Genomic DNA, 20,891 nt, shown 5'->3' on the forward strand with positions numbered 1-20,891 from the left:
TCATCAAAAGGTTTGTTTTTACTGATTTGAGGAATAACAGACTATAGATGATTGTTAGGAAAGGATGATTGTGAAATGAACGAAGATATCAAATTAGGAAAAGACGGTTTCCCTAAACAGGCCCAAAAGGAACAGCCTGGTCATACTGAGGAAATGCACCCTCAACCAATCGAAGTAGATGAAAATTATAAAGGCAGCGGCAAGCTGAAAGGGAAAACAGCTATCATCACTGGCGGCGACAGCGGCATCGGCCGTTCTGTTTCTCTTTACTTTGCCAAGGAAGGCGCAGATGTAGCCATCGTTTATTTGAATGAGCATGAAGATGCCAATAAAACGAAGGATATGGTGGCAAATGAAGGCGTTCGCTGCATGCTTCTTGCAGGAGATGTGGGTGACAGCTCCTTTTGCCGTGAAATTGTCGACCAAGTGAAATCTGAGTTCGGCAAGATTGACATCCTAGTCAATAATGCTGCTGAACAGCATGTACAAGAAAGCCTATTAGATATCAGTGATGAACAGCTGGAAAAGACATTCCGCACGAATATCTTCTCCATGTTCTATTTAACAAAAGCGGCTCTGCCTCATCTTTCTAAAGGCAGCTCCATTATTAATACGGCATCTATTACAGCCTATCAAGGTCATCCGCAGCTGATGGATTACTCTTCAACTAAAGGGGCCATTGTCTCCTTCACAAGGGCATTAGCTAATAATATTGCGGACAAGGGGATTCGCGTGAACGGCGTAGCACCAGGCCCTATCTGGACACCGCTCATACCAGCGACATTCCCAGCGGATAAAGTAAAAGAATTTGGCAAGAATGCACCGCTTGGCCGTGCTGGTCAGCCATCTGAGCTTGCGCCGGCTTATGTTTACTTGGCAAGCGATGATTCCTCTTATGTAAGCGGACAAGTCATCCATGTCAATGGCGGCTCCGTAGTAAACGGTTAATACGAAAAATCCCCTTCTTCGATGGCAAAGAAGGGGATTTTTATTTATTCAAAGAATTGCCGGATCATTTTTTTAGTAGGCATTCCATTTTGGGCGCCAATTTGCGTGATCGACAGGGCGGCCGCTCTATTGGCAAAGCGGATAGCTTCCTTTAGACCCAACTGTTCGCATATCGCTACTCCCAGTGCTCCGTTAAAGGTATCTCCAGCTCCAGTAGTATCAACGACAGGCACATTGAACGCTGGAATGCGCACTTCTTTTCCTTCCTCATAAAAGAGGACCCCCTCATCCCCCATCGTGATGATTAATTTTGAAGACAATTCCGCAATTGGAAACTCCTCCGAAAGAGTCTGATATTCATGTTCATTCGGAGTTATGTAATCAGCTAATTGAATGATTTCAGCCGGCAGCTTTGTCATAGGCGCAGGGTTTAAGATAGTTATAACATTGGCTGCCTTCCCAATTTCAAGCGCTTTTTGCACACAATTGAGCGGAATCTCAAGCTGAACGAGGAGAAGATCACTGTCCTCTATCACCTTTCTATTCTCCTCTATCCATTGAGGGGTCATCTCATGATTAGCCCCAGGTACCACAATTATGCGATTATCTCCCTCAGATAGAATAATGCTTGCCGTCCCGCTTGAGCCCTCGACCCTCTTCACAGCTTCTGTCCGAATGCCTTCCTTCTTTAAGACTTCAAGAAGGCCATCTCCTAAATAATCGCTTCCAAGACAGCCAATCATGGATACCTCTGCTCCAAGCCTTGCTGCCGCAACAGCCTGATTGGCTCCCTTCCCGCCCGGCATGGTCGCAAAGTTTTCACCCATAACGGTCTCCCCGGCGATTGGAACCTTTTTTACCGACGTCACTAAATCCATATTAATACTTCCGACTACCGCAATTTTGATTGTCATCTAATCACCAATCCTCTAGTATAGTAGGTTTTCTGCTAAAAGCGTACAAGTAAAAGACATCATTGACTATAGTTTATCAACTAGTTAATTAGAATGAATGGTTTATATAGACTTAAAGAAGCTTAGGAGCAGCTCCCAAGCTTCTTGCCTGTTAATTTTTTATCTTAGCTACCGAGGATCGAACAATGAGCTCATAGGGCACAATCATCCTCATCGCAGGGCTGCCAGGCTCTTTAATCCGCGTTAGCAATAGCTTTACTGCTTGATAGCCCAGTGACTCTATATTAATATCCACTGAGCACAACGGCGGCTTGGATAGTTCTGCGAGCAGCACATTATTGAAACTGAACACTGAAATATCACCCGGCACATCTATTCCTAACTCATCAAGCATATTCAATACGCCCAGACTCATAAAATCATCCGCAACGATTAAGGCAGTTGGAGAATTCTCCAAATTCATCAGCCGTTTAACCGCTTCCTTTCCGCCTTCAAGCATGAAGTCCTCGTGGATGACATAGTCCTTACGTACTGGAATACCTGCTTCCATAAGGGCTGCCTCGTAACCCTTCATCCGCTCAATGGTCACGACAAGCTCTGCATTTCCCCCGATAAAAGCAATAGCGCTATGCCCGCTGTCAAGCAAGTATTTAGCCACATCCTTGCCAGCCTGGAAATTATCATTATCAACATGGCTAATACTGCTTTCATATTGATAAGGCTTGCCAATCACGACAAATGGAAAATTGGCTTCCCTTAAATAGTTCAGCACATTATCGCCAACCTTTGAATAGAGGAGAATCAATCCATCTACCCGGCCGCCATGAACCATCTTTTCGACTTCATCGTATATTTCCTCTTCCGTGATGCCTGTCGTGATTTGCAGTCCAAGACGGTCATCATGTGCCGCCTGGCTCAAGCCTTTCATGACTGTTGGGAAAAAGGGATTAAGGAAGGAGCCGTCCCCTGATTTTGGCATGATAATCCCTAGTACATCGCTAGACTTACTTGCAAGGCTTCTAGCGATGAAGTTAGGGTGATAGCCGAGCTCATTCATCGCCTTTCGAACTTTTCTCTTTGTTTTTTCACTGATTCGCGGATTGTTGGCAATCACTCTTGAAACAGTAGATGGAGCGACATTTGCCAATTTTGCAACATCCTTTATGGTCACTGCCATACAATCAGCCTTCCCTTCTTAGCAGCTTCTACAGAAGATACATTACCGTCTCATATGGTGAGAGGATGAATGGATCTGTTTGCCGCTTATCCTTATGATAATTGCTTAAGATTACCCTCTTCACCTTCCCGGAAAATTCGGGCAATCGTACAGTCTGCTCTTCTTTGCTGAAATTATTGAGTATCAATGCCGTTTGTTTCCCTTCACTTCGAGAATAAGCAAAGATATTCGGATCATCTTTTAAATGAAGCTTGAAATCTCCGTATATTAGACATTCATGCTGTTTACGCAGCTGAATCATTCTCTTATAGAAATGGAGGATAGAGTTAGGGTTGTCCTCTTGTACCTTCACATTGACTTCTTTATAATTTGGATTCACTTTCATCCATGGGGCTCCTTGGGTAAAACCAGCATTTGCCGAGGAATTCCATTGCATCGGGGTTCTTGAATTATCCCGTCCGCTCTTCCAGATAATTTTCATTAATTCTTCATGGCTCCGGCCCTTAGCCAGCTCCATGTAATAAAAATTCTTCATACTAATATCATCATAATCCACTATCGATTCAAACGCGACATTCGTCATGCCGATTTCCTGCCCTTGATAGATGAACGGTGTCCCTTGCATGAAGAAATACATGGCGCCAAGCATTTTAGCACTTTCTTCCCAGTAATCCTGATCATCCCCTAATGTGGAGACGATTCGCGGCTTATCATGGTTCTCAATGAACAGGGCGTTCCACCCTCTTCGATGAAGGCCTGTCTGCCATTTATTCATGATAGCTTTAAAAGCAGGCAGGTCTAGCTCTGTTTCTGCTTCCTTCTCCCACAGGGCCAAATGCTCAAATTGAAAAACCATATTAAAAGCGCCAATCTCCTCATTCACCCAAGGATCGGAATTTTCACTGCTTACACCGCTCGCTTCCCCAACTGTCATAATATCATAGCGAGAAAAGGTTCTGTCTTTAAGCTCCTGAAGGATATCATGAATACCCTCTTGGTTCGTATAGAAGGAGAACCCGGGAATCTGTGACTGGTCGTCCGCCTCAGTATTTGGAAAGCCCTCTTTTTTCTTAATATGGCTAATAGCGTCAATTCTAAAACCATCAATGCCTTTATCAAGCCACCAATTAATCATTGAATAGACAGCTTCACGCATATCTGTGTTTTCCCAATTCAAGTCAGGCTGCTTCTTGGCAAAGACATGCAAGTAGTATTGACTGCTTTCCTTATCATACTCCCAGGCGCTACCAGAGAAGATGCTCTCCCAGTTATTCGGCAGCACATCCTCCGCCCCGTCACTCCAAATATACCAATCTCGCTTTGGAGAATTAGGAGATGATTTCGATTCGATAAACCATGGATGCTCATCACTCGTATGATTAACGACCAAATCCATGATTAGCTTCATTCCGCGAGCATGGACTTCACTAAGCAAGCGGTCAAAATCCTCCATTGAACCGAAATCTTTCATGATTGCTTGATAATCACTAATATCGTAGCCATTATCCGCATTAGGCGATTGATAGATTGGGCATATCCATATGACATCAATACCTAAGTCCTGTATATAGTCCAGTTTGCTAATGATTCCTTGTAAGTCACCAATTCCATCTCCATTGGAATCCATAAAGCTCTTTGGATAGATTTGATAACAAACCGCTTCTTTCCACCATTTCTTTTTCATAAGCACATTTACCTCACTAAAGTCTTATTCATGAAGCATTCCGAGCCTTATAAAAGGATTGCGAAACACTAGTAAATCAAACAAAAACAAGGGAGCGCTTACACTCCCCTATATTTTCACTACATTTAATTTGTTTGTCTACCCTTTTTCTTTGCCATAATCAAAAAAACAACAAAGCTGATTGGAATAAGAATTAGAATTGCCAAGAAACCAATATTCAATCCTGATTCATCCTCGACCAAATAGACTTCAGCCGTCTCGCGATCTAAGGTGATGCCATATAAGCCATCCTGCTCCCTGACTAGGTCTGAATTCAATTTCCCCCTTAATTCCTGATTGTTCTCAAAGAGGGCTGAATCTAGCTGGATTGTCTTTGTTTTCGAGCTATTATTGATTGCCACAATCATTGTCTGGTCTTTCGTTTCCCTTTTGAAGACGGCCATTGCACCATCTGTTTGCAGCAGCTCTAAATCACCTGCTGCTAAAGCCGGGTATTCCTGTCTTAAATCAGATAGCTTTGTAATATATTCTATCAGCTCTTCATCTGTCCGGAAATTCATCATCCTATGATTGTCCGGCTTTTCTCCGCCATTCAACGCAATTTCAGACCCATAGGTCATCATTGGAATACCAGGCATTGTATATAAATAAGTTAAAGCCATTTTCCAGCGTGTCCCAGGGAATTGTTTAGCTCTCTCAGTTTCCTTCGTAAATCTCTCTGTCGTCTCCGTATCCATTGAAATAACTGTATTATGCGGATTCTCAACCGTTTCAAAGAGTTTATCCCATCTATTAAATATGGAATCCATCTCTCTATCGGTTGTTGCAAAGGCCTTTCTCAGATTCTCCAGCTGTCCCTTATCAAGCACTCCATCTAGGGGCAAGCTTTGAATCGCTTCTGCATCCAATTCCCCGAGAAGATAAAATTCCGGATAGACTTTTTTCATCTCAGCAATAAATTCATTCCAAAAGGATTTGGGCACATATTTCATATACAAAAGCCGGTAGCCGTCAATATCCGTTTCCTTAGCCCACCATTTGGCCGCATCGATTAAATAGCTCGCAACCTCTGGATTCTCCTGTGCTAAATCAGGCTTCCCATCTACCCAGCCATTTTCTTGATTGTTAGATTCTCTAGTCTCAGTAATGGTCCTCTCTTCATGGAACCAATTTTCCTTCCCCTTCTCTTCAAGCCACGGATGGCCTTTCCCCAAATGATTCACTTGAAAATCCAAAATGACTTTCATATCATGATGATGAGCTTCCTTGACAAGCTCTTTCAATTCATCGATGGTTCCGTAGTTCTCATTCATGGCCATAAAATCAAGCGGGGAATTCCCGGTATAATCGCCGTCCATATTCTGGATGACAGGATTAAACGCAATGGCCGTAAATCCCATTTCCTTTATGTAATCCAGCTTGGAGATTACCCCTTTAAGGTCTCCCCCTTGATACTTGTTCAGATCATCGATGTTGACTTGATTATCATTCTCTGTGTTTCCGTTGTAAAACCTGTCAATCATCACATAATAAATGGTTTCATCCTGCCAACTCTCCGCGCTTCCTTTCCCCGGCAGAAACGGGAAGATAAGCAGCGGCACTAGCAAAATAAAGGCAAATCTTTTCAACATATTTTGTCCCCCCAAGATTATCCATACAGGATAACCTTATCCTTTCGTTCCTCCTGCCGTCAAACCAGAAACAAAATATTTTTGTAAGAATAAGAAGAGAATGGCAATTGGTACCGCGATTAAGACTGAACCAGCCGCAAACTTCGTAAACTCAGCCCCAAACTGCTTCCCAACCATTGAGTACAGTCCAACTGCAAGCGTATACTTATCACTTGAGCTAATGAGAATCTTCGCAAGGATAAAATCACCAAACGGAGCCACGAAGGAGAATAAAGCCACAACCGCAATGATTGGCTTTGCAAGCGGCATAACAATCTGGAAGAAGATTCTCAAATGGCCCGCACCATCCATCTTAGCGCTTTCATCCAAATCGCGTGGAATGGAATCCAAGTACCCTTTCATCAGCCATGTGTTCATTGGAATCTGTCCGCCGACATAAAGAAGGACTAATCCAAGATGAGTATCAATTAATCCTGTTCTCGTCGCCAGGACATAGATGGCAATAAGGGCCGCGAAGTTCGGGATCATTTGCAAAATCAAGAATGTCATCAGTCCGTTCTTCCGTCCGACAAAGCGATAGCGGGAGAAAGCATAAGCTGTGAAAGAAACCGATATGACCGTTAATATCATTGTCATTAAGCTTATCTTGATCGAATTGAAATACCAAAGCAGATAGTCACTATTCTCTAAATCAAATAATTCTTTATAGTGATTTAATGTAGCATTATCTGGAATCATTTTGGAGCTTGATAAACTGTCGCCCGGATTAAAGGAAGAGCCGATAATCCAGAGAACAGGATAGATGATGATGGCAAACATGATGCCAATGACAAGATAGGACAATGATAAACGGACAAATTTTCTGCTGTTCTTGCTCTTCATCACATCATATCCTCCTCTTGGAATGATTTAGTTCTCTTAAATTGCCATAAAGCCACAGACATGACGATTAATGAAAGAATCATCGTAATAGCCGCTGCTTTTCCATATTGGCCGGCAGTCATCGTTAGGCGATAAATCCAGGAGATTAAAATATCTGTTCCCCATGCATTTTGTCCAGCAACCGCAGGTCCGCCGTTATTGAATAAGAAGATAATATTAAAGTTATTGAAATTGAATGTGTATTGCGTAATGATAATTGGAGCTGTCGCATAAAGCACAAGCGGAAGTGTAATCTTCCTGAATTTCTGCCATGCACTTGCCCCATCAATCGTGGCTGCTTCATATAAATCATCAGATATGGATTGCAGGACACCTGTTGTCATGGCAAAAATGAATGGGAATCCAAGCCACCCTTGAATCATGATCAGCGCAAACCTCGTCCAATTGGACTCCGTCATCCAGCTGACGGGATCAATACCTAGGCTGGCCAAGATGGTTGTGTTGATGACCCCGAATGATTCATTGAACATTCCTGAGAATACCAGGATGGATACAAATGCCGGTACTGCCCATGGTAAAATGAATACTGTTCGTATAATGGCTTTGCCTTTAAGATCCTTTTGATTCACGAGTACTGCCAGGAATATTCCCAATGCCACTTGGAGAGTGGTTGCCGCAAATGTCCAAACAAGTGTCCAGCCAAATACGCTGAAGAAGGTCGTTCTCCAAATATCAATCTTGAAGATATCAATAAAGTTTTGGAATCCTATCCAATCTACCAAATTAGCAGGCGGTGAATGATATAGGTCATAGTTTGTAAAAGCGAGCAAGAATGAGAAGATAATAGGGAAAATGACAACGAATACGAGCAGCAAGACCCCTGGTGAAATAATTAAATAGGGGAACCCATTATCAATAAGATTACGGTATTGTTCGCGCAAATTATTCAAAGGAAGTCCAATCTCTCTTTTCTTTCCATCCTTATACGCATCAAAAAGGTTAAGCCCATATATCACAAGCCCTAAAACCGTAATAAGTAGTGCTAGAATTCCATCAATCAATAAACGAATCGAATGATCAAGCCTTGGAATCTCCCCAAGCGTGATCAAGCCCCAGAACCCTATATTCAACGTTTGAAAAAATGTGGCGAAGAAAATGGCTGTGAGGACTAAATAGATGGATCCTTTTAGCTTCTGTCCATTATAGAACTGTCCGAATCCAGGTATGATTGAGAGCAGCAAGGCATTCCTTGCGTGTTTTGTCCGCGTTACTTGTGGTCCGGTATTCATCTGCAGACTTTCCATTTCGGAAGACTCCCCTTTCCATGAAAAGAAACCTTATCTTTTAAGCTTCCCTGCAAAAGGATGGGCATTACCCCTTAGCATAAGGATAATGCCCGCCAGGTTCTTTATTTACTGTGATTTGTTTCGATATTTGTTTGAATGGTTTTGGCCGCTTCATCCATTGCCTCTTTCGGCTCGGCTTTATTCGTTGCCAATGTTTGAAGGGCTGTTGCCATTGGTCCCCATACTTCGGCCATTTCCGGAATGTTCGGCATTGGAATTGCATATTGAGACTGTACCGCTACAGCATTAGAGTATTCGTCATCAGCGATGATCGGATCCTCAATTAGCTCTTTAACAGGCGGGATTTCTTTTGTTGTTTCGAAACGAATCTTCGCATTATCATAGTTTGTCAGGAATTCGACCAATTTCGTTGACCATTCCTTATTTTCGGTATAAGCAGATACATGCCATCCCTTAACACCCATGAATGTCGTCATAGGCTCCCCATTTGGAAGCTTCGGCATTGGTGTCGCACCAATATCGATTCCTGCATCCATATACCCTTGGAATGCCCATGGGCCGTTTTGAACAGAGGCCAATTTTCCTTCATTGAATAAGCCATCCTGTGCAGAACCGCCGGACTCTCCGATGACTCCTTTAGGGAACAAGCCTTCCTTATACCATTTTTGGATGTATTCTGCTCCAGCAACCGCTCCCTCATTGTTTATGCCAAGGTCGTCACTTTGCAAAGCTCCATCTTTCTCCCCAAATACGTATCCTCCCATGCCGCCAATAACGGCGTATGCATGATAGAAGTTATCCCATAGGGCGATGAATCCAAATTTCTTTCCATCTGTGAAATCCTTGGAAAACTCATATACTTCGTCCATTGTAGCCGGTGCTTCAGACATCAATTCTTTATTGTAGATAAATACGGGTGTTTCAGTTGCCTTTGGCAGGCCATATAGTTTACCATCATAGGTTTGTGCTTGGATGGATGATTCCGTGAAAGTGTCAAGAACGCTTTGTTCGACTGAAATTTCTTGGATTGTTCCTTCTTCAGCAAGCATACCAATTTGGTCATGCGGCAAGGTTAGAACATCAGGTCCTTTACCAGCCGGTCCATCAAGGCGGATTTGGTTTCTCATATCCTCTGCCATTCCATATTCCTTGAATTCAACCTTAATGCCGTGCTCTTCTTCGAACGCTTTAACAGCTGGTTCTAAAGCCACGCTTCTATCTGTGTCTTCCCAAACCACTAATTTTTCAGGTTTAGCACCATCTGCATTGCTTCCTTCATTTCCTCCTGCGCCTTCTTCTCTATCTGGTCCACAGGCTGCAAGGATACCTACCGCAAGCATTAACACCAAAAAGATGGAGTATGCTTTCTTCATGGGTCAACCCCTCCTCTTATTATGTAGCCAAGAATACAAACGGTTGCACAAAGTGACAATGCAAATCATTACTGAAACAACAACGTTCGACAGATTCACCGTGTGAAAGCGATTGCAATCTCGACACCTTAATTATACTTAATTATCAATAATTAACAATACTTTTTTACCAAAATTTTAAAAGTGTTACAAATCCGCCATTATTGGGTAATTTATAACTGTTTATTTATATATTCTTAATTTAATTGAATTTTATAGGGTGAATCGCTATTATTAACATCAGAGGCATGCAAGCGATTGCACTTTTGAGAGGAGAGGAAGTATGGATAAATCTTCAGTTGTACATTTTGCTAGAGACCAGTTTTTATACAGTTCATCCCTTGAATCCATTACCATCATGATTATGGCTAAAAAAGGGGATATAGCTAAAATGGAGCTTCTTCATGGGGATCCGTATGATTTTGAAGGACCAAAATGGATCCATGAAAACATCGAAATGCGTAGTACCGGAAGTGATGAACTGTATGATTACTATCGGCAGACGATTAGACTTCCTCACCTTCGGGCACGGTATGCTTTTCGTCTTACTGACCATGACGGGAAAGTAACCTACTTTACTGAAAAGGGGTTCTATGAAGAACTGCCTGAAGTGGGCCTTCTATTTGCCCTTCCATACTTACATCATACAGAGGTATTCAGTGCACCAGAGTGGGTCAAGGATACGGTTTGGTACCAGATTTTCCCCGAGCGTTTCGCGAATGGCAATAAAGATTTAGACCCAGAGGGCGCACTTGAATGGGGAAGTGCTGAACCAACGCCAGAGAATTTTTTTGGCGGCGATCTTGAAGGGGTCATTGACCATCTGGATTACTTAAAGGAACTCGGAATCACAGGCATTTATTTCACCCCTGTCTTCCATGCTTTCTCTAATCATAAATATGATACGATTGATTATCTGGAAATCGACCCGCAATTTGGCACGAAGGAAACCTTAAAGAAGCTTGTTGAAGAGGCGCATAATCGCGGAATCAAGGTGATGCTCGATGCAGTCTTTAACCACAGCGGCTATCATTTCAAGCCGTTTCAAGACTTGCTTCAAAACGGCAAGGACTCAAAATACAAGGATTGGTTCCATCCGCATTCCCTTCCGCTTGATGAACAAAACCTCAACTATGACACTTTTGGATATGTATCATCGATGCCAAAATTAAATACAAAGAATCCAGAGGTAAAAGACTATTTGCTTACTGTAGCGAAATATTGGGTTGAAGAATGCGGCATTGACGGATGGCGGCTTGATGTGGCTAATGAAGTAGATTTTGATTTCTGGCGCTCCTTCAGGAAGACCGTCAAAAATGAAAAGGAAGATGCTTATATCCTGGGGGAAATTTGGCATGATTCAATGCCATGGCTGCGCGGTGATCAATTCGATGCGGTGATGAACTATCCATTTCTGACGGCCATTCTTGAAATGTTCCGAGAAGAAACACTAGAGCCATCCAGATTTGCTGAAAAGATGACAAAGGTTTATCATATGTACCCTCATACGGTTAACAAGGCCGCCTTCAATTTGGTTGGCAGCCATGATACGCCAAGAATTTTGACTGAATGTCAAGGTGATATCGCGAAGGTAAAGCAAATCTATACCATCCTTCTCACATTCACGGGCACACCGTGCATCTATTATGGAGATGAGATTGCCCTTGATGGGGATCAGGACCCAGGATGCCGAAAATGTATGCCTTGGAATGAGGAAGAACAAAATCGGGATATGTTTGCACATGTGCAAAGGCTGATTGCCCTGCGAAAGGACAATCCTGTTCTTGCCAATGAAGGAGATTTGTTATTTGTACATATTGACCCAGAGGTCGTTATGTACAAGCGAGAATCAGACGAGGCAGATGCTTACATTCTGATTAATCTCAGTGATAACGAAAAAGAGCTTTCATCAGAGGAATGGCAAGCATCTGAACTTCTTTATGCCGATTCGGAAACTAAATGGGACGAAAACCATTTATCCATCTCGAAGCGCGGATATGCCATTTTAATAAAGCAGAAATAAAATGTTGAGCAGGTGCGGGAATTTAGCACCTGCTTTTCTTTCGGGAATCCTTTAGCCTCACGGACCAGACCGTGTAACTAAAAGGAATCAACACACAAATACCTATCAGGATGACAGCAATCGTAAGCTGTATAGAGTAACCCTCCCCCACAGCCTCCTTATAGAACCAATCTCACTAGGTATGCTCTCCCAGGCAAGCAGCAATAAAGTCATGTGCCAAACTAGAATCGATAGAAAAACAACATAGTAAACGTTCCCTAAGAAATCCCCTTGCTCTCTCACCTCACCACTCCAACCCCAATATTATCCACGATAAACATACCCTACTTGTAAGCTTAAATGGCAAAAATTAAGACCTGCCGCAATAGCGACAGGCCCGTGAGATCAATCCTCAATTTGAATATGATAATGTTTAAACCAAAGGTCTACCTGGATTAAATAGGCGAGTAATTGCGGACCATTCATCAATTGACCGTACCATGGTGTTTTAAATGATGCCCCGCCTGTTTCTACCAGTGCCTTGAGCTGCTCTTTGTCAAAGAACTCCAATAGCGGAGAATCCCCATCAGCCAATAGTTCTGTCAGCCAATCCTTCGCAAGCTTTGTATATAAGGGATGATGCGTTTTCGGATACGGGCTTTTCTTGCGGTAGAGTACTTCTTCTGGAAGAACCCCTTTAAGCGCTCTCCTTAGAATGCCTTTTTCCCGATTATCAGCCATCTTCATCTCCCAAGGAATATTCCACGCATATTCAACGAGCCGGTGATCAGCAAATGGTACTCTCACTTCAAGGCTCGCCCCCATGCTCATCCTGTCTTTCCTGTCGAGCAAATTGGTCATGAACCAGGTCATATTCAAATAGAATAATTGCCTTCTCTTCTGCTCAAGCTCTGACTCCCCTTCAAGAAGCGGTGTTTCTGCCAAGCTTTCTTTATATCTTGCTCGCATGTATTCTTCAAGATTTAGTTTTGCTTGCCAGTCGCTTCTAAGTAATGCTTGCCTTTCCTTGATGGACCTCATCCATGGGAAGGCATCCTTTGATAGACTTTCAGGATTATGGAACCATGGATATCCCCCAAAGATTTCGTCCGCACACTCCCCAGACAAGCCAACGACAAAATCCTTTTTGATATTCCGGCAGAACCACAGCAACGAGGAATCAATATCAGCCATACCCGGAAGGTCCTTGACCATGACGGCTTCAGCCAGATTCGTAATTAAGTCTTCCTGGCTGATGACACAATAATGATGATTCGTGCCAAATTCTTTTCTCATCAGCTCAATCCAATATCCGTCTGAATTGGGCTGAAAGTCATTTGCCACAAAATGAGAAGCATTATCCTCATAATCTATTGAATACGTATGAAGCGGCGGTTTTCCCTCATCATAAAATTGCTTAGCAGCAATTGCGGTAATCGCACTTGAGTCTAAACCGCCAGATAAAAACGTGCAAAGAGGTACATCTGAAACCAATTGCCGCTTTACGGCATCTGTTACGAGGTAGCGAACCTGTTCAACCGTTTCATCCAGGCTCTCCCCATGCGCTTCACTCTTTACATTCCAATACCGCCAGATGGATAATCCATCTCGGCTAAAGGTCATTGCATGGGCAGGTCTTAGTTCAGAAATATTCTTGAACACGCCGGCACCAGGTGTACGGGAAGGTCCAAGAGCAAATATTTCCGCTAATCCTTCTCGTGTGATGATAGGCTTTACTTCCGGGTGGGCAAGCAGCGCCTTTATCTCAGAGCCAAACAGTAATTGACCGCGCTGATGCGAATAGAAAAAAGGCTTCACGCCAAGTCGGTCTCTCGCTGCAAACAGTTGCTCCCTTTCACCATCCCAGACCGCGAAGGCAAATATCCCATTGAAAAAATCCACGCATTTTTCTTTCCATTCCATATAGGCTGTTATCAAGACTTCTGTATCCGAATGACCCTTAAATGAATATCCTTTTAATAAAAGCTCTTTTCTGATATCTTCCGTGTTATACAATTCGCCATTATAGCAAAGGACATATTTGCTGCCGTTTTTTTCACGGACCATCGGCTGCTTTCCGCCTTTTGGGTCAACGACGACCAGCCGCTTATGCCCAAGTCCAACATGCTTATCATCCCAGATATTCATGTCATCCGGTCCCCGCTTGGAGAGGGTATCTGTCATAGCCGTTAAAATCATTTTTTCCTGGTTAATCGATCTGTCGTATTCTACCCATCCAGTAATACCACACAAAATAGCATCATCCTTTCAAAACAAGCCTGTGGCCCATTCCTGCTTACATGATATGCATGATTCAAATAGATGGTTAATTGTCCAGAGTTTCAAGAGTCGGGTTATAAAAGGCGCCGTTTATGTCAATCAATAAGATAGGTGCCAATCAACATATTTCTTACGGGGTTTATTCTTGGCTGGCTAATCCCCGTTTACTGCATTTGGAGGCGCGAACATGAACAATCAGCTGCGAACACAACTGTTAAATGCTCAAAAGAGGGCACACACAGAGGGAGTTTTTGAAAACATTAATGACCAATGGGTATTTTTCGATGAAGAGACCGATGAGGCATATCCATTAGAGGAGTACATGAATAATGAAATCTCCATTTTCCGGAACAACCGCTGGCGTAAGGGTATCCTAGTTGAGGATGGCAAGCTTTTATGCGGATCTGAGCTGATTTTCATCATGGATGAGGACCGGGTTCGAATCAAGAAAAATTTGCTTTATTCACTCGAACGCCTGTTAGATGAGCTGTATGACGATACTTTTTACCATTTTATCACGGCTTTAAATGGGATGGATTTCTCCATATATGACTGTATTTATGGATATAATCAACTATCCTTCATAACATCCGACTCTCTTTCCGGAACGAATTTTTATATTTTTGATAATGGAGAATATATATGCTCAGTCCATCATCATTTCAACCAAAAGGAGAAGGATCATAACCGCTTTGAATTCACATTGAACACAGGCAAGAAAGTCCTTATAGAAAAATTATTATCCTAAATCGAATGAAACAGGCTAAGAAGAGAACCTTGCCTGTTTTTTTCTTTCGCAGGAGAACATAAAAAAGCTGAAGACGTCACCTGTCAGCAGGTTCCTGTCTTCAGTCTTATTTGCTCCAAACAGTGGAGCTTCTACTCATATCATCTCTTATCCAAAAAGCTGAATGCCTAATGGCAATCTGAAACCGAGAAGCAGCACAAGCACAAATGAAATCCAAAATTGAATTAGGAATGATTTGTACGGCTTACCCTTTGAGCGCTTGACCGCGGTCATTTCCATCGATACGATGACCCAAAGACCGATGACTGCTTTCCCAATATATTCCCCATTAATATTGGAAATACTAAAGAGAAGCATCGCACCCGTGACGATAATTAATATGTACAGCACTCGATTAATCATCATCGTAATTTTCAATGATTTGCCCGACATCTTAAAGGATACAAAAAATAAGATGATGGCCAAAAGCCACATAGAAATATGTTCTACTGTTCCGCCCACTTGAATTCCCCACCTTTCTACTGTCATCACTATCATCGTAGCATACTATATACTACAGTTCGACGAATAAGCACTATTGTTGGACTTTGTTCACCAATGTTCCAATAGATTCGACACTTATTTCAATCACATCGCCATTCTTCAGGTAGCGCGGAGGCTTGAAACCTTTTCCCACTCCAGCTGGTGTTCCTGTTGCAATGATGTCACCTGGCTCCAAAGTCATTCCTTTTGAGAGGGTGGCAATTATTTCATCAATCGGGAAGAGGAATAAGGATGTTCTCGCATGCTGTCTTACCTCTCCATTTATCTTTGTTTGAATTTCAAGGTCACCCGCATTTCCCACCTCATCCTTTGTCACAATCCATGGCCCAATCGGGCAAGAGCCATCAAGGCTTTTCCCAAGGAAGAATTGCTGATGTCTTGCTTGCAGGTCCCTTGCTGTAATGTCATTCAAGATCGTGTAGCCGAAAATGTATTCATCTGCCTCTTCTCTTGAGATACCTTTGCCCTTCTTCCCGATGACAACAGCGAGTTCTCCCTCATAATCCAATTCACTTGTCACCTCTTCATGAAGCGGAATGGAGTGCCCATGTCCAATGACTGTGGTTGGCGCTTTCGTAAACACAATCATGTTCTCTGGAGGAGTTCCATCAAACTCGCGCGCATGAGCGGCATAGTTCTTTCCGATGCAAAAAATATTCTTAGTTGGCTTGATTGGCGAAATAAACTCGAGCGATTCCACCGCCAATCCTTCTAAAGTATTTAGGTCAAACTCCTTTAGTGCGGACATCCACTGTGAGGATTGCTCAATGAGCGCGTGTAAATCTTCCGGAAGCCCATCCACTTGCTTCCTAAGCATATCTAGCGAATAGAACAACTCTCCCTCAACGATCCCGCCTGTCTCTCTTCCCTCGATTAAGACTGTTGCTAATTTCATTCTGCATCCATTCCTTTCTTTTATAGACCTTCAAGCCAGGCTCTTAATTCTTTTCGATTGCGAAAATGATACATCTCTTTTTGCGCGATTCCCTGCAGCTTTTCACGCAAGGATGGAGCCTTCTCTTTCTCGAATTTCCACACCCATTGGATGAACGTCCAATCGATTCTTTCTTTGCAGCCTTCGTTCATATCAGGCCTTACCTTGTTCCGATAGATGATTCTGCGTTTTACTATTCCATAGAGATTCATCCATTTAGAATAATCAAGAAAAATTATCGTATCTGCATGCTTGAGACGATCATCCATCGTATTTGAATAATTTCCATCAATAATCCACCTTGGTCCGCCGGCAAGCTCTTCCACTCTCTGTGCCCACTCTTCTCTAGGAGTCGGTTCCCATCCAGGTTTCCAGTAAACAGCATCTAAATGGAAGACCGGCAAGCCCGTACGCCGGCCTAATTCCCGGGCGAGCGTCGACTTCCCCGCACCTCCGCTCCCGATAATCATAACTCTCTCCATTTCTGGCTCCTTCTCTTCTCGTTGTCAGCGATTCTAAGCGGCTGCTTCCTGCCATAGGTCGCCAGCCGCCATACATATTCAACAGGGCCCATCCGGAATGATTTGAGCCAATAAGCTGAGAACACGGCTTGAAGCGCGATAAAGAAAATGGCCAAAATAGTCCCTGTAAGCATCCCAATCTGTCCATAAAAGCCTAGGCCGTATGAATAAAAAATCAGGGTCCAAAAAATAGACTGGGTCAGATAATTGGTCATCGACATTCGGCCGAGCGGAACAAATGGCTCTGTCAGCTTGTGGAAAAGAGAAAATAGATCATACAAAAGAGTAATGCCGGTAATATAAGCCAATGCCAAAATCGGACCGCCAAAGCTATCCTGCATGATGAGGCTGCCCATATTAAAGCCTTCGAAATAAGGATATATCTTCAGTCCCAATCCCAGGATGAAGGAAAACCAAAACATAATCTGCAGCTTCTTCCGATTGCCGGCAGCATCCGATAGCCAACCGAGCTTCGCAAAGGCCATTCCTGCCAGCATACAAGGAAAAATAGTCAGAAAGAGCAAGATAAAGTTCATTGATCCATTCACGGCCATCCACTCTTCAAAGCGGAAGGCGAAGATATCTGAAATACTTCCATTCCCATACACCCGAATAGATTCTGCTGCCGAATTCCAGTCTGTTTTCACCTGAGCTGCTGCCGGGTCGAGGACACTAAGAAGAATGGACAAGAAGCCAAGTAATCCATAAGGAATGGTATAAAGCAAGACCGATAATATCAGGAGCGCCTTCCCAGAAAACTTATAAACTAGCAGGATAAACCAGCCGCAAATCGCGTAGGTAATCAATATATCACCATGCCAGATAACAAACGCATGAAACACTCCCACAAGCAGCAGAAAAGCCATCCTTCTCGAAAAGAGCAGCGGAAAAGACATGCCCTTCTCAATTGTTCGCTTCATTAACAAGACAGCGCCAAATCCGAATAAAAACGCGAACATCGGATAGAAATTCCCTTGGGCAAAAATATCCACAAACGCATATGTATAGAAATCAGCCCCGTCCCAATAATCAGCTTGCATATACAAAAATGGAGAATGAAAATCAATCATGTTCACAAGCAAGATGCCAAGAATGGCAATCCCTCTGAGAAGGTCGACAACAGTCAATCGATTCGATTCAGCTATTGAGCGCATGTATACTCGGTTCCCCCCTTATAATAATCAGAATAGACAAACTACTACCCCTATTTTAGCAGGTTCTTCCTTATTTCGTTATCAAAAGATATTCAGGAAAACATATCGAAAGACTTCAGCATAAAATAAGCCACAGTCCTTCGATTAAGCACTCCTCAAACACTCTCTTGACTGTCTCACATCTATCGCCTATGTGACATATACTAATTCGGTATAGAGCCGATAATGCATATCCAGTAAGAAGGTGAAACAAGTGCCAGGTATAGTTGGAGTCGTGCAAATTCTCCAAATCGGAAGCAGCGGCGTTTTCAATGTTGGTGACATCTATAAGGTGACCCCTTATTCCAATGCAAAGACCTTCTCAGGGGCAGGATCCTTCAATACCGGTGATTATGTGGCCGTCAATAATCCATACAGTGCCACGAATACGTATGATGCTGATGTCATTGATGAGCCAATCGCATTTACCTTGTAGGAGTGAACATTATGAATTTCTTCATTAAACAAAGCATTAACATCAATATGATCAAAATAAATGCCATTGCCAATTCCTCCGTCTTTCAAATCGGGAGCACGGGCATCATCAAGGCGCAATCCTACTTAACGAATAGCGGCGGATATACTGAACCGGCACAAGAGCCAGAACACCCGCTATTTCAAACGGGGGAGGATACACAGCATGTGAAGGTTCAGGATTGAAAGGTGGGGATTTGAGTTTTGCAGTACAACCTGACTCAGCTGCTCATATATTTGCAGCAAACCGTTCAAAGTCAAAAAGAAGCCATTTCTAAGCTGGAAAATGATTTGACCCAATTACAAGGCGAACTCCTTGAATTAAAGCAGCAAAATCCGGTCCGCATCGATAAGATTGAGTATAATTTCGATCAATTAAAAATCGAGCGGCTTGACGGAACGCTTAACATTGGGCTATCACCACAAGATTTAAATAACATTGATGATTTAGCCGTTAATGCTCAGCCGCCCTTTGCTCCCTTCCTCTTTCCTGCCCGCGAAGAGTTTATCCAACAGCTATCGGATGAAATTCTGAGCGATTTCCATAAGAACAAGGATGGCATCTTCTCTGAGGCTGAACGGTATTGCAGCAGAAGGGCAGATGGGGATATGCGGTCATTCATCACAGATGATTTAGCAAGGCAGCTCCCGCAGCGCATCAGCCATTATCTCGATCAAACGCCTCCATATAACAGGCATGATCACAAGCTGCCGCAGGTTCGCGAGCAAATACTCGAAGTCATTCACACTGATATACAAAATGCGATTAACCGCTTTTTGCAGGTTTACCCTGAATCCATGAAGGAGGACGTGCAATGAATTTCCAGGTCGTCAATGAACAAGTATGTGTTGGAAACATCCACTTGATTTCCGTATCCAGCTCCTCTGCCATAAAGGTTGGGGACACAGAAATCATGCAATTATTCACCGCCTCTGACACACCCCCTCGCGCTTTAGAGTTTGGCCCATTACAGCCTATTGTGACCAGGTAAAAACATGTGGGAGAGAACATCTATCGTCAACAATATCCATGTATCAATTGTTTCCCGGGGAGCCGTCTTTGAAATTGGGGAACTACAATTTTTTCATACGACCGATAATGTGCTTGCTATACAAAGAGAACAGGAACTCTTTTTTGGAAATGAAGGGAATTTCGGGGACTATAAGGTGTTTTATATGGAGCCCGAATTTGAGCCAATCTATGAACCTATCCAAATGAGTTTCATCAATGCCAATCCATATATATATGTAGGCAGCATTCGCTCCCAGGCCATATCAAGTTCTTCCTTGCTGCAGATTGGCAACGGACGTCATATACGCAATGAGACGAGAAAGATGAACATCAGGCAATTATTGAGAAGAAAACAAACGAAGGATGGGAGGTATTAATATTGCCGGCTTTAGTTGGTTCCGTACAAATTTTGAATGCGGGCAACGGTGTCATTCAATTCGGTGATTCACTCGTCATCTCGCCAAAACATGCAGCCAAAAGTGTCAATGGATCCGGGTCAGGTATCAATGGCGGAATCATTTTTGATACAAACGGCCTGAGCGCCAACTCTATTATTGACGTAAATGGTGTGGACCAGCCAATTACGGGGAATTATTGATTCATTTTAAGAGGCTGTCCCATAAATCAATGAAAATGATGCCAGGGACAGCCTTCTTTCGACTTTTTCAAGTTCTATCAAAATGCAAAAGGTTTGACGGTTTAGGAAATGTCTCCGTCAAACCAAAAACAGGTGAAGTAACCATCCACCCGCTTTCATTTATTAGGGACTTATGGAAAGACCCTCAAATTTTCTCACCGAAAGAGACTATTTGTTAATACAATCATACATTAATAATCTACCTGTCTTAAGCTTAGCAATATATCTTGATCCGTAATCTTCTTCACTTTATATAACTTTAACTTTTGATTTATCGTTTTATCTGTTTTATCTTCATTGCTGAATAAGTCCAGCACTTTATCAATGGCATAAATCAGAACCGTCATCGGGCCCCCGCCTCCAACCTCTAAGGATAGACGCTCGCACTCTGATAGATGAGCATCCATTATCTTTTTGACCTCTTTGAAGTAATCTCCTTTGATGAGGATATAGTCAGCTTTCTCTTCTAACCCCGCTAATAATTCTTTTGAATTATGCGCTTCATATGCAGCAAAAACAGTCATATTTAGCCCTCTCTTCTTCTATAGGTAGTTTTCAAATAGATAATAGCCTTATTGATACAATCAAATTG

At 42.8% G+C, this 20,891-nt stretch carries 22 protein-coding genes; 9 read left to right on the forward strand and 13 right to left on the reverse strand.

The features are described 5' to 3' along the window. Positions 1 to 75: 75 nt before the first annotated feature. Positions 76 to 948: an SDR family oxidoreductase gene (locus CYL18_RS09260; protein ID WP_104849216.1), complete on the forward strand. Its 873-nt coding sequence runs from the start codon at positions 76 to 78 to the stop codon at positions 946 to 948. 44 nt (positions 949 to 992) lie between these two features. Here CYL18_RS09260 and rbsK read toward each other — a convergent pair whose 3' ends face one another. From rbsK to CYL18_RS09295, 7 genes are all read right to left on the reverse strand, one after another. Then, the gene (gene rbsK / locus CYL18_RS09265) at positions 993 to 1,862 is read right to left on the reverse strand and encodes a ribokinase (protein WP_104849217.1); all 870 of its coding nucleotides are present in this window, start codon (positions 1,860 to 1,862) and stop codon (positions 993 to 995) included. A 151-nt stretch (positions 1,863 to 2,013) separates the two neighbouring features. Beyond that, positions 2,014 to 3,039 (reverse strand): LacI family DNA-binding transcriptional regulator, encoded by a 1,026-nt coding sequence (locus CYL18_RS09270; protein ID WP_104849218.1) that lies wholly within the window; start codon positions 3,037 to 3,039, stop codon positions 2,014 to 2,016. A gap of 28 nt (positions 3,040 to 3,067) precedes the next feature. Further along, positions 3,068 to 4,723 carry a glycoside hydrolase family 13 protein gene (locus CYL18_RS09275; RefSeq protein ID WP_104849219.1) on the reverse strand — a complete coding sequence of 552 codons (1,656 nt, stop codon included), beginning with the start codon at positions 4,721 to 4,723 and terminating at the stop codon, positions 3,068 to 3,070. A gap of 125 nt (positions 4,724 to 4,848) precedes the next feature. After that, complete coding sequence (locus tag CYL18_RS09280; RefSeq protein WP_104849220.1) at positions 4,849 to 6,354, reverse strand: alpha-amylase family glycosyl hydrolase; 1,506 nt, start codon at positions 6,352 to 6,354, stop codon at positions 4,849 to 4,851. A 36-nt stretch (positions 6,355 to 6,390) separates the two neighbouring features. Further along, a complete protein-coding gene (locus CYL18_RS09285) occupies positions 6,391 to 7,236 on the reverse strand; it encodes a sugar ABC transporter permease (protein WP_104849221.1) in 846 nt (281 codons plus the stop codon). After that, complete coding sequence (locus tag CYL18_RS09290) at positions 7,236 to 8,525, reverse strand: sugar ABC transporter permease (protein ID WP_146102842.1); 1,290 nt, start codon at positions 8,523 to 8,525, stop codon at positions 7,236 to 7,238. Before CYL18_RS09290 ends, CYL18_RS09285 begins: the two co-directional genes overlap by 1 nt. Positions 8,526 to 8,644: 119 nt before the next feature. Next, the gene (locus CYL18_RS09295) at positions 8,645 to 9,916 is read right to left on the reverse strand and encodes an extracellular solute-binding protein (protein ID WP_104849223.1); all 1,272 of its coding nucleotides are present in this window, start codon (positions 9,914 to 9,916) and stop codon (positions 8,645 to 8,647) included. 322 nt (positions 9,917 to 10,238) lie between these two features. On the opposite strand from CYL18_RS09295, the gene CYL18_RS09300 reads away from it, so the two are divergent. Continuing rightward, positions 10,239 to 11,978: a glycoside hydrolase family 13 protein gene (locus tag CYL18_RS09300; RefSeq protein WP_104849224.1), complete on the forward strand. Its 1,740-nt coding sequence runs from the start codon at positions 10,239 to 10,241 to the stop codon at positions 11,976 to 11,978. 384 nt (positions 11,979 to 12,362) lie between these two features. On the opposite strand, the gene asnB is transcribed toward CYL18_RS09300, so the two are convergent. Then, positions 12,363 to 14,210, reverse strand: a complete 1,848-nt coding sequence (gene asnB / locus CYL18_RS09305; protein ID WP_104849225.1) for an asparagine synthase (glutamine-hydrolyzing) — start codon at positions 14,208 to 14,210, stop codon at positions 12,363 to 12,365. Between the two features lie 214 nt (positions 14,211 to 14,424). On the opposite strand from asnB, the gene CYL18_RS09310 reads away from it, so the two are divergent. Continuing rightward, positions 14,425 to 14,985 carry a DUF2777 family protein gene (locus tag CYL18_RS09310; RefSeq protein WP_104849226.1) on the forward strand — a complete coding sequence of 187 codons (561 nt, stop codon included), beginning with the start codon at positions 14,425 to 14,427 and terminating at the stop codon, positions 14,983 to 14,985. Positions 14,986 to 15,132: 147 nt separating this feature from the next. On the opposite strand, the gene CYL18_RS09315 is transcribed toward CYL18_RS09310, so the two are convergent. The 4 genes from CYL18_RS09315 to CYL18_RS09330 all read right to left on the reverse strand — a co-directional run bounded on the left by CYL18_RS09315 (position 15,133) and on the right by CYL18_RS09330 (position 18,137). Further along, positions 15,133 to 15,486: a YisL family protein gene (locus CYL18_RS09315; RefSeq protein ID WP_236636350.1), complete on the reverse strand. Its 354-nt coding sequence runs from the start codon at positions 15,484 to 15,486 to the stop codon at positions 15,133 to 15,135. 73 nt (positions 15,487 to 15,559) lie between these two features. Beyond that, entirely contained in the window at positions 15,560 to 16,423 is an 864-nt protein-coding gene (locus tag CYL18_RS09320) for a fumarylacetoacetate hydrolase family protein (protein ID WP_104849228.1), read from the reverse strand. 20 nt (positions 16,424 to 16,443) lie between these two features. Continuing rightward, positions 16,444 to 16,944: a DNA topology modulation protein gene (locus CYL18_RS09325; protein WP_104849229.1), complete on the reverse strand. Its 501-nt coding sequence runs from the start codon at positions 16,942 to 16,944 to the stop codon at positions 16,444 to 16,446. Then, entirely contained in the window at positions 16,929 to 18,137 is a 1,209-nt protein-coding gene (locus tag CYL18_RS09330; protein ID WP_104849230.1) for a DUF418 domain-containing protein, read from the reverse strand. The genes CYL18_RS09325 and CYL18_RS09330 overlap by 16 nt, the downstream gene beginning before the upstream one ends. A 253-nt stretch (positions 18,138 to 18,390) precedes the next feature. Here CYL18_RS09330 and CYL18_RS09335 point away from each other — a divergent pair, with 253 nt between their 5' ends. The 6 genes from CYL18_RS09335 to CYL18_RS09360 are packed head-to-tail and all read left to right on the forward strand — an operon-like array spanning position 18,391 to position 20,260. After that, positions 18,391 to 18,612 (forward strand): spore germination protein, encoded by a 222-nt coding sequence (locus tag CYL18_RS09335; RefSeq protein ID WP_104849231.1) that lies wholly within the window; start codon positions 18,391 to 18,393, stop codon positions 18,610 to 18,612. Positions 18,613 to 18,623: 11 nt separating this feature from the next. Next, entirely contained in the window at positions 18,624 to 18,836 is a 213-nt protein-coding gene (locus CYL18_RS09340) for a spore germination protein GerPB (RefSeq protein WP_104849232.1), read from the forward strand. A gap of 18 nt (positions 18,837 to 18,854) precedes the next feature. Further along, positions 18,855 to 19,469, forward strand: coding sequence for a spore germination protein GerPC (gerPC, locus tag CYL18_RS09345; RefSeq protein ID WP_104849233.1), 615 nt, complete (start codon positions 18,855 to 18,857; stop codon positions 19,467 to 19,469). Then, positions 19,466 to 19,642: a spore gernimation protein GerPD gene (locus CYL18_RS09350; protein ID WP_104849234.1), complete on the forward strand. Its 177-nt coding sequence runs from the start codon at positions 19,466 to 19,468 to the stop codon at positions 19,640 to 19,642. Before gerPC ends, CYL18_RS09350 begins: the two co-directional genes overlap by 4 nt. 4 nt (positions 19,643 to 19,646) lie before the next feature. Continuing rightward, positions 19,647 to 20,039, forward strand: coding sequence for a spore germination protein GerPE (locus CYL18_RS09355; protein WP_104849235.1), 393 nt, complete (start codon positions 19,647 to 19,649; stop codon positions 20,037 to 20,039). A 2-nt stretch (positions 20,040 to 20,041) separates the two neighbouring features. After that, positions 20,042 to 20,260: a spore germination protein gene (locus CYL18_RS09360; protein WP_104849236.1), complete on the forward strand. Its 219-nt coding sequence runs from the start codon at positions 20,042 to 20,044 to the stop codon at positions 20,258 to 20,260. A 230-nt stretch (positions 20,261 to 20,490) separates the two neighbouring features. Here CYL18_RS09360 and CYL18_RS09365 read toward each other — a convergent pair whose 3' ends face one another. Next, the gene (locus CYL18_RS09365) at positions 20,491 to 20,823 is read right to left on the reverse strand and encodes a hypothetical protein (protein WP_104849237.1); all 333 of its coding nucleotides are present in this window, start codon (positions 20,821 to 20,823) and stop codon (positions 20,491 to 20,493) included. Positions 20,824 to 20,891: the final 68 nt, after the last annotated feature.

It is taken from the genome of Pradoshia eiseniae (assembly GCF_002946355.1).
In the GTDB taxonomy this organism is placed as follows: domain Bacteria; phylum Bacillota; class Bacilli; order Bacillales; family Pradoshiaceae; genus Pradoshia; species Pradoshia eiseniae.

What these genes read in the sequence shown, in the direction of transcription:
- CYL18_RS09260 (WP_104849216.1), top strand. Translation starts at nt 76, where the DNA reads ATGAACGAAGATATCAAATTAGGAAAAGACGGTTTCCCTAAACAGGCC.
- rbsK (WP_104849217.1), bottom strand. Translation starts at nt 1,862, where the DNA reads ATGACAATCAAAATTGCGGTAGTCGGAAGTATTAATATGGATTTAGTG.
- CYL18_RS09270 (WP_104849218.1), bottom strand. Translation starts at nt 3,039, where the DNA reads ATGGCAGTGACCATAAAGGATGTTGCAAAATTGGCAAATGTCGCTCCA.
- CYL18_RS09275 (WP_104849219.1), bottom strand. Translation starts at nt 4,723, where the DNA reads ATGAAAAAGAAATGGTGGAAAGAAGCGGTTTGTTATCAAATCTATCCA.
- CYL18_RS09280 (WP_104849220.1), bottom strand. Translation starts at nt 6,354, where the DNA reads ATGTTGAAAAGATTTGCCTTTATTTTGCTAGTGCCGCTGCTTATCTTC.
- CYL18_RS09285 (WP_104849221.1), bottom strand. Translation starts at nt 7,236, where the DNA reads ATGAAGAGCAAGAACAGCAGAAAATTTGTCCGTTTATCATTGTCCTAT.
- CYL18_RS09290 (WP_146102842.1), bottom strand. Translation starts at nt 8,525, where the DNA reads ATGAATACCGGACCACAAGTAACGCGGACAAAACACGCAAGGAATGCC.
- CYL18_RS09295 (WP_104849223.1), bottom strand. Translation starts at nt 9,916, where the DNA reads ATGAAGAAAGCATACTCCATCTTTTTGGTGTTAATGCTTGCGGTAGGT.
- CYL18_RS09300 (WP_104849224.1), top strand. Translation starts at nt 10,239, where the DNA reads ATGGATAAATCTTCAGTTGTACATTTTGCTAGAGACCAGTTTTTATAC.
- CYL18_RS09310 (WP_104849226.1), top strand. Translation starts at nt 14,425, where the DNA reads ATGAACAATCAGCTGCGAACACAACTGTTAAATGCTCAAAAGAGGGCA.
- CYL18_RS09320 (WP_104849228.1), bottom strand. Translation starts at nt 16,423, where the DNA reads ATGAAATTAGCAACAGTCTTAATCGAGGGAAGAGAGACAGGCGGGATC.
- CYL18_RS09325 (WP_104849229.1), bottom strand. Translation starts at nt 16,944, where the DNA reads ATGGAGAGAGTTATGATTATCGGGAGCGGAGGTGCGGGGAAGTCGACG.
- CYL18_RS09330 (WP_104849230.1), bottom strand. Translation starts at nt 18,137, where the DNA reads ATGCGCTCAATAGCTGAATCGAATCGATTGACTGTTGTCGACCTTCTC.
- CYL18_RS09340 (WP_104849232.1), top strand. Translation starts at nt 18,624, where the DNA reads ATGAATTTCTTCATTAAACAAAGCATTAACATCAATATGATCAAAATA.
- CYL18_RS09350 (WP_104849234.1), top strand. Translation starts at nt 19,466, where the DNA reads ATGAATTTCCAGGTCGTCAATGAACAAGTATGTGTTGGAAACATCCAC.
- CYL18_RS09355 (WP_104849235.1), top strand. Translation starts at nt 19,647, where the DNA reads ATGTGGGAGAGAACATCTATCGTCAACAATATCCATGTATCAATTGTT.
- CYL18_RS09365 (WP_104849237.1), bottom strand. Translation starts at nt 20,823, where the DNA reads ATGACTGTTTTTGCTGCATATGAAGCGCATAATTCAAAAGAATTATTA.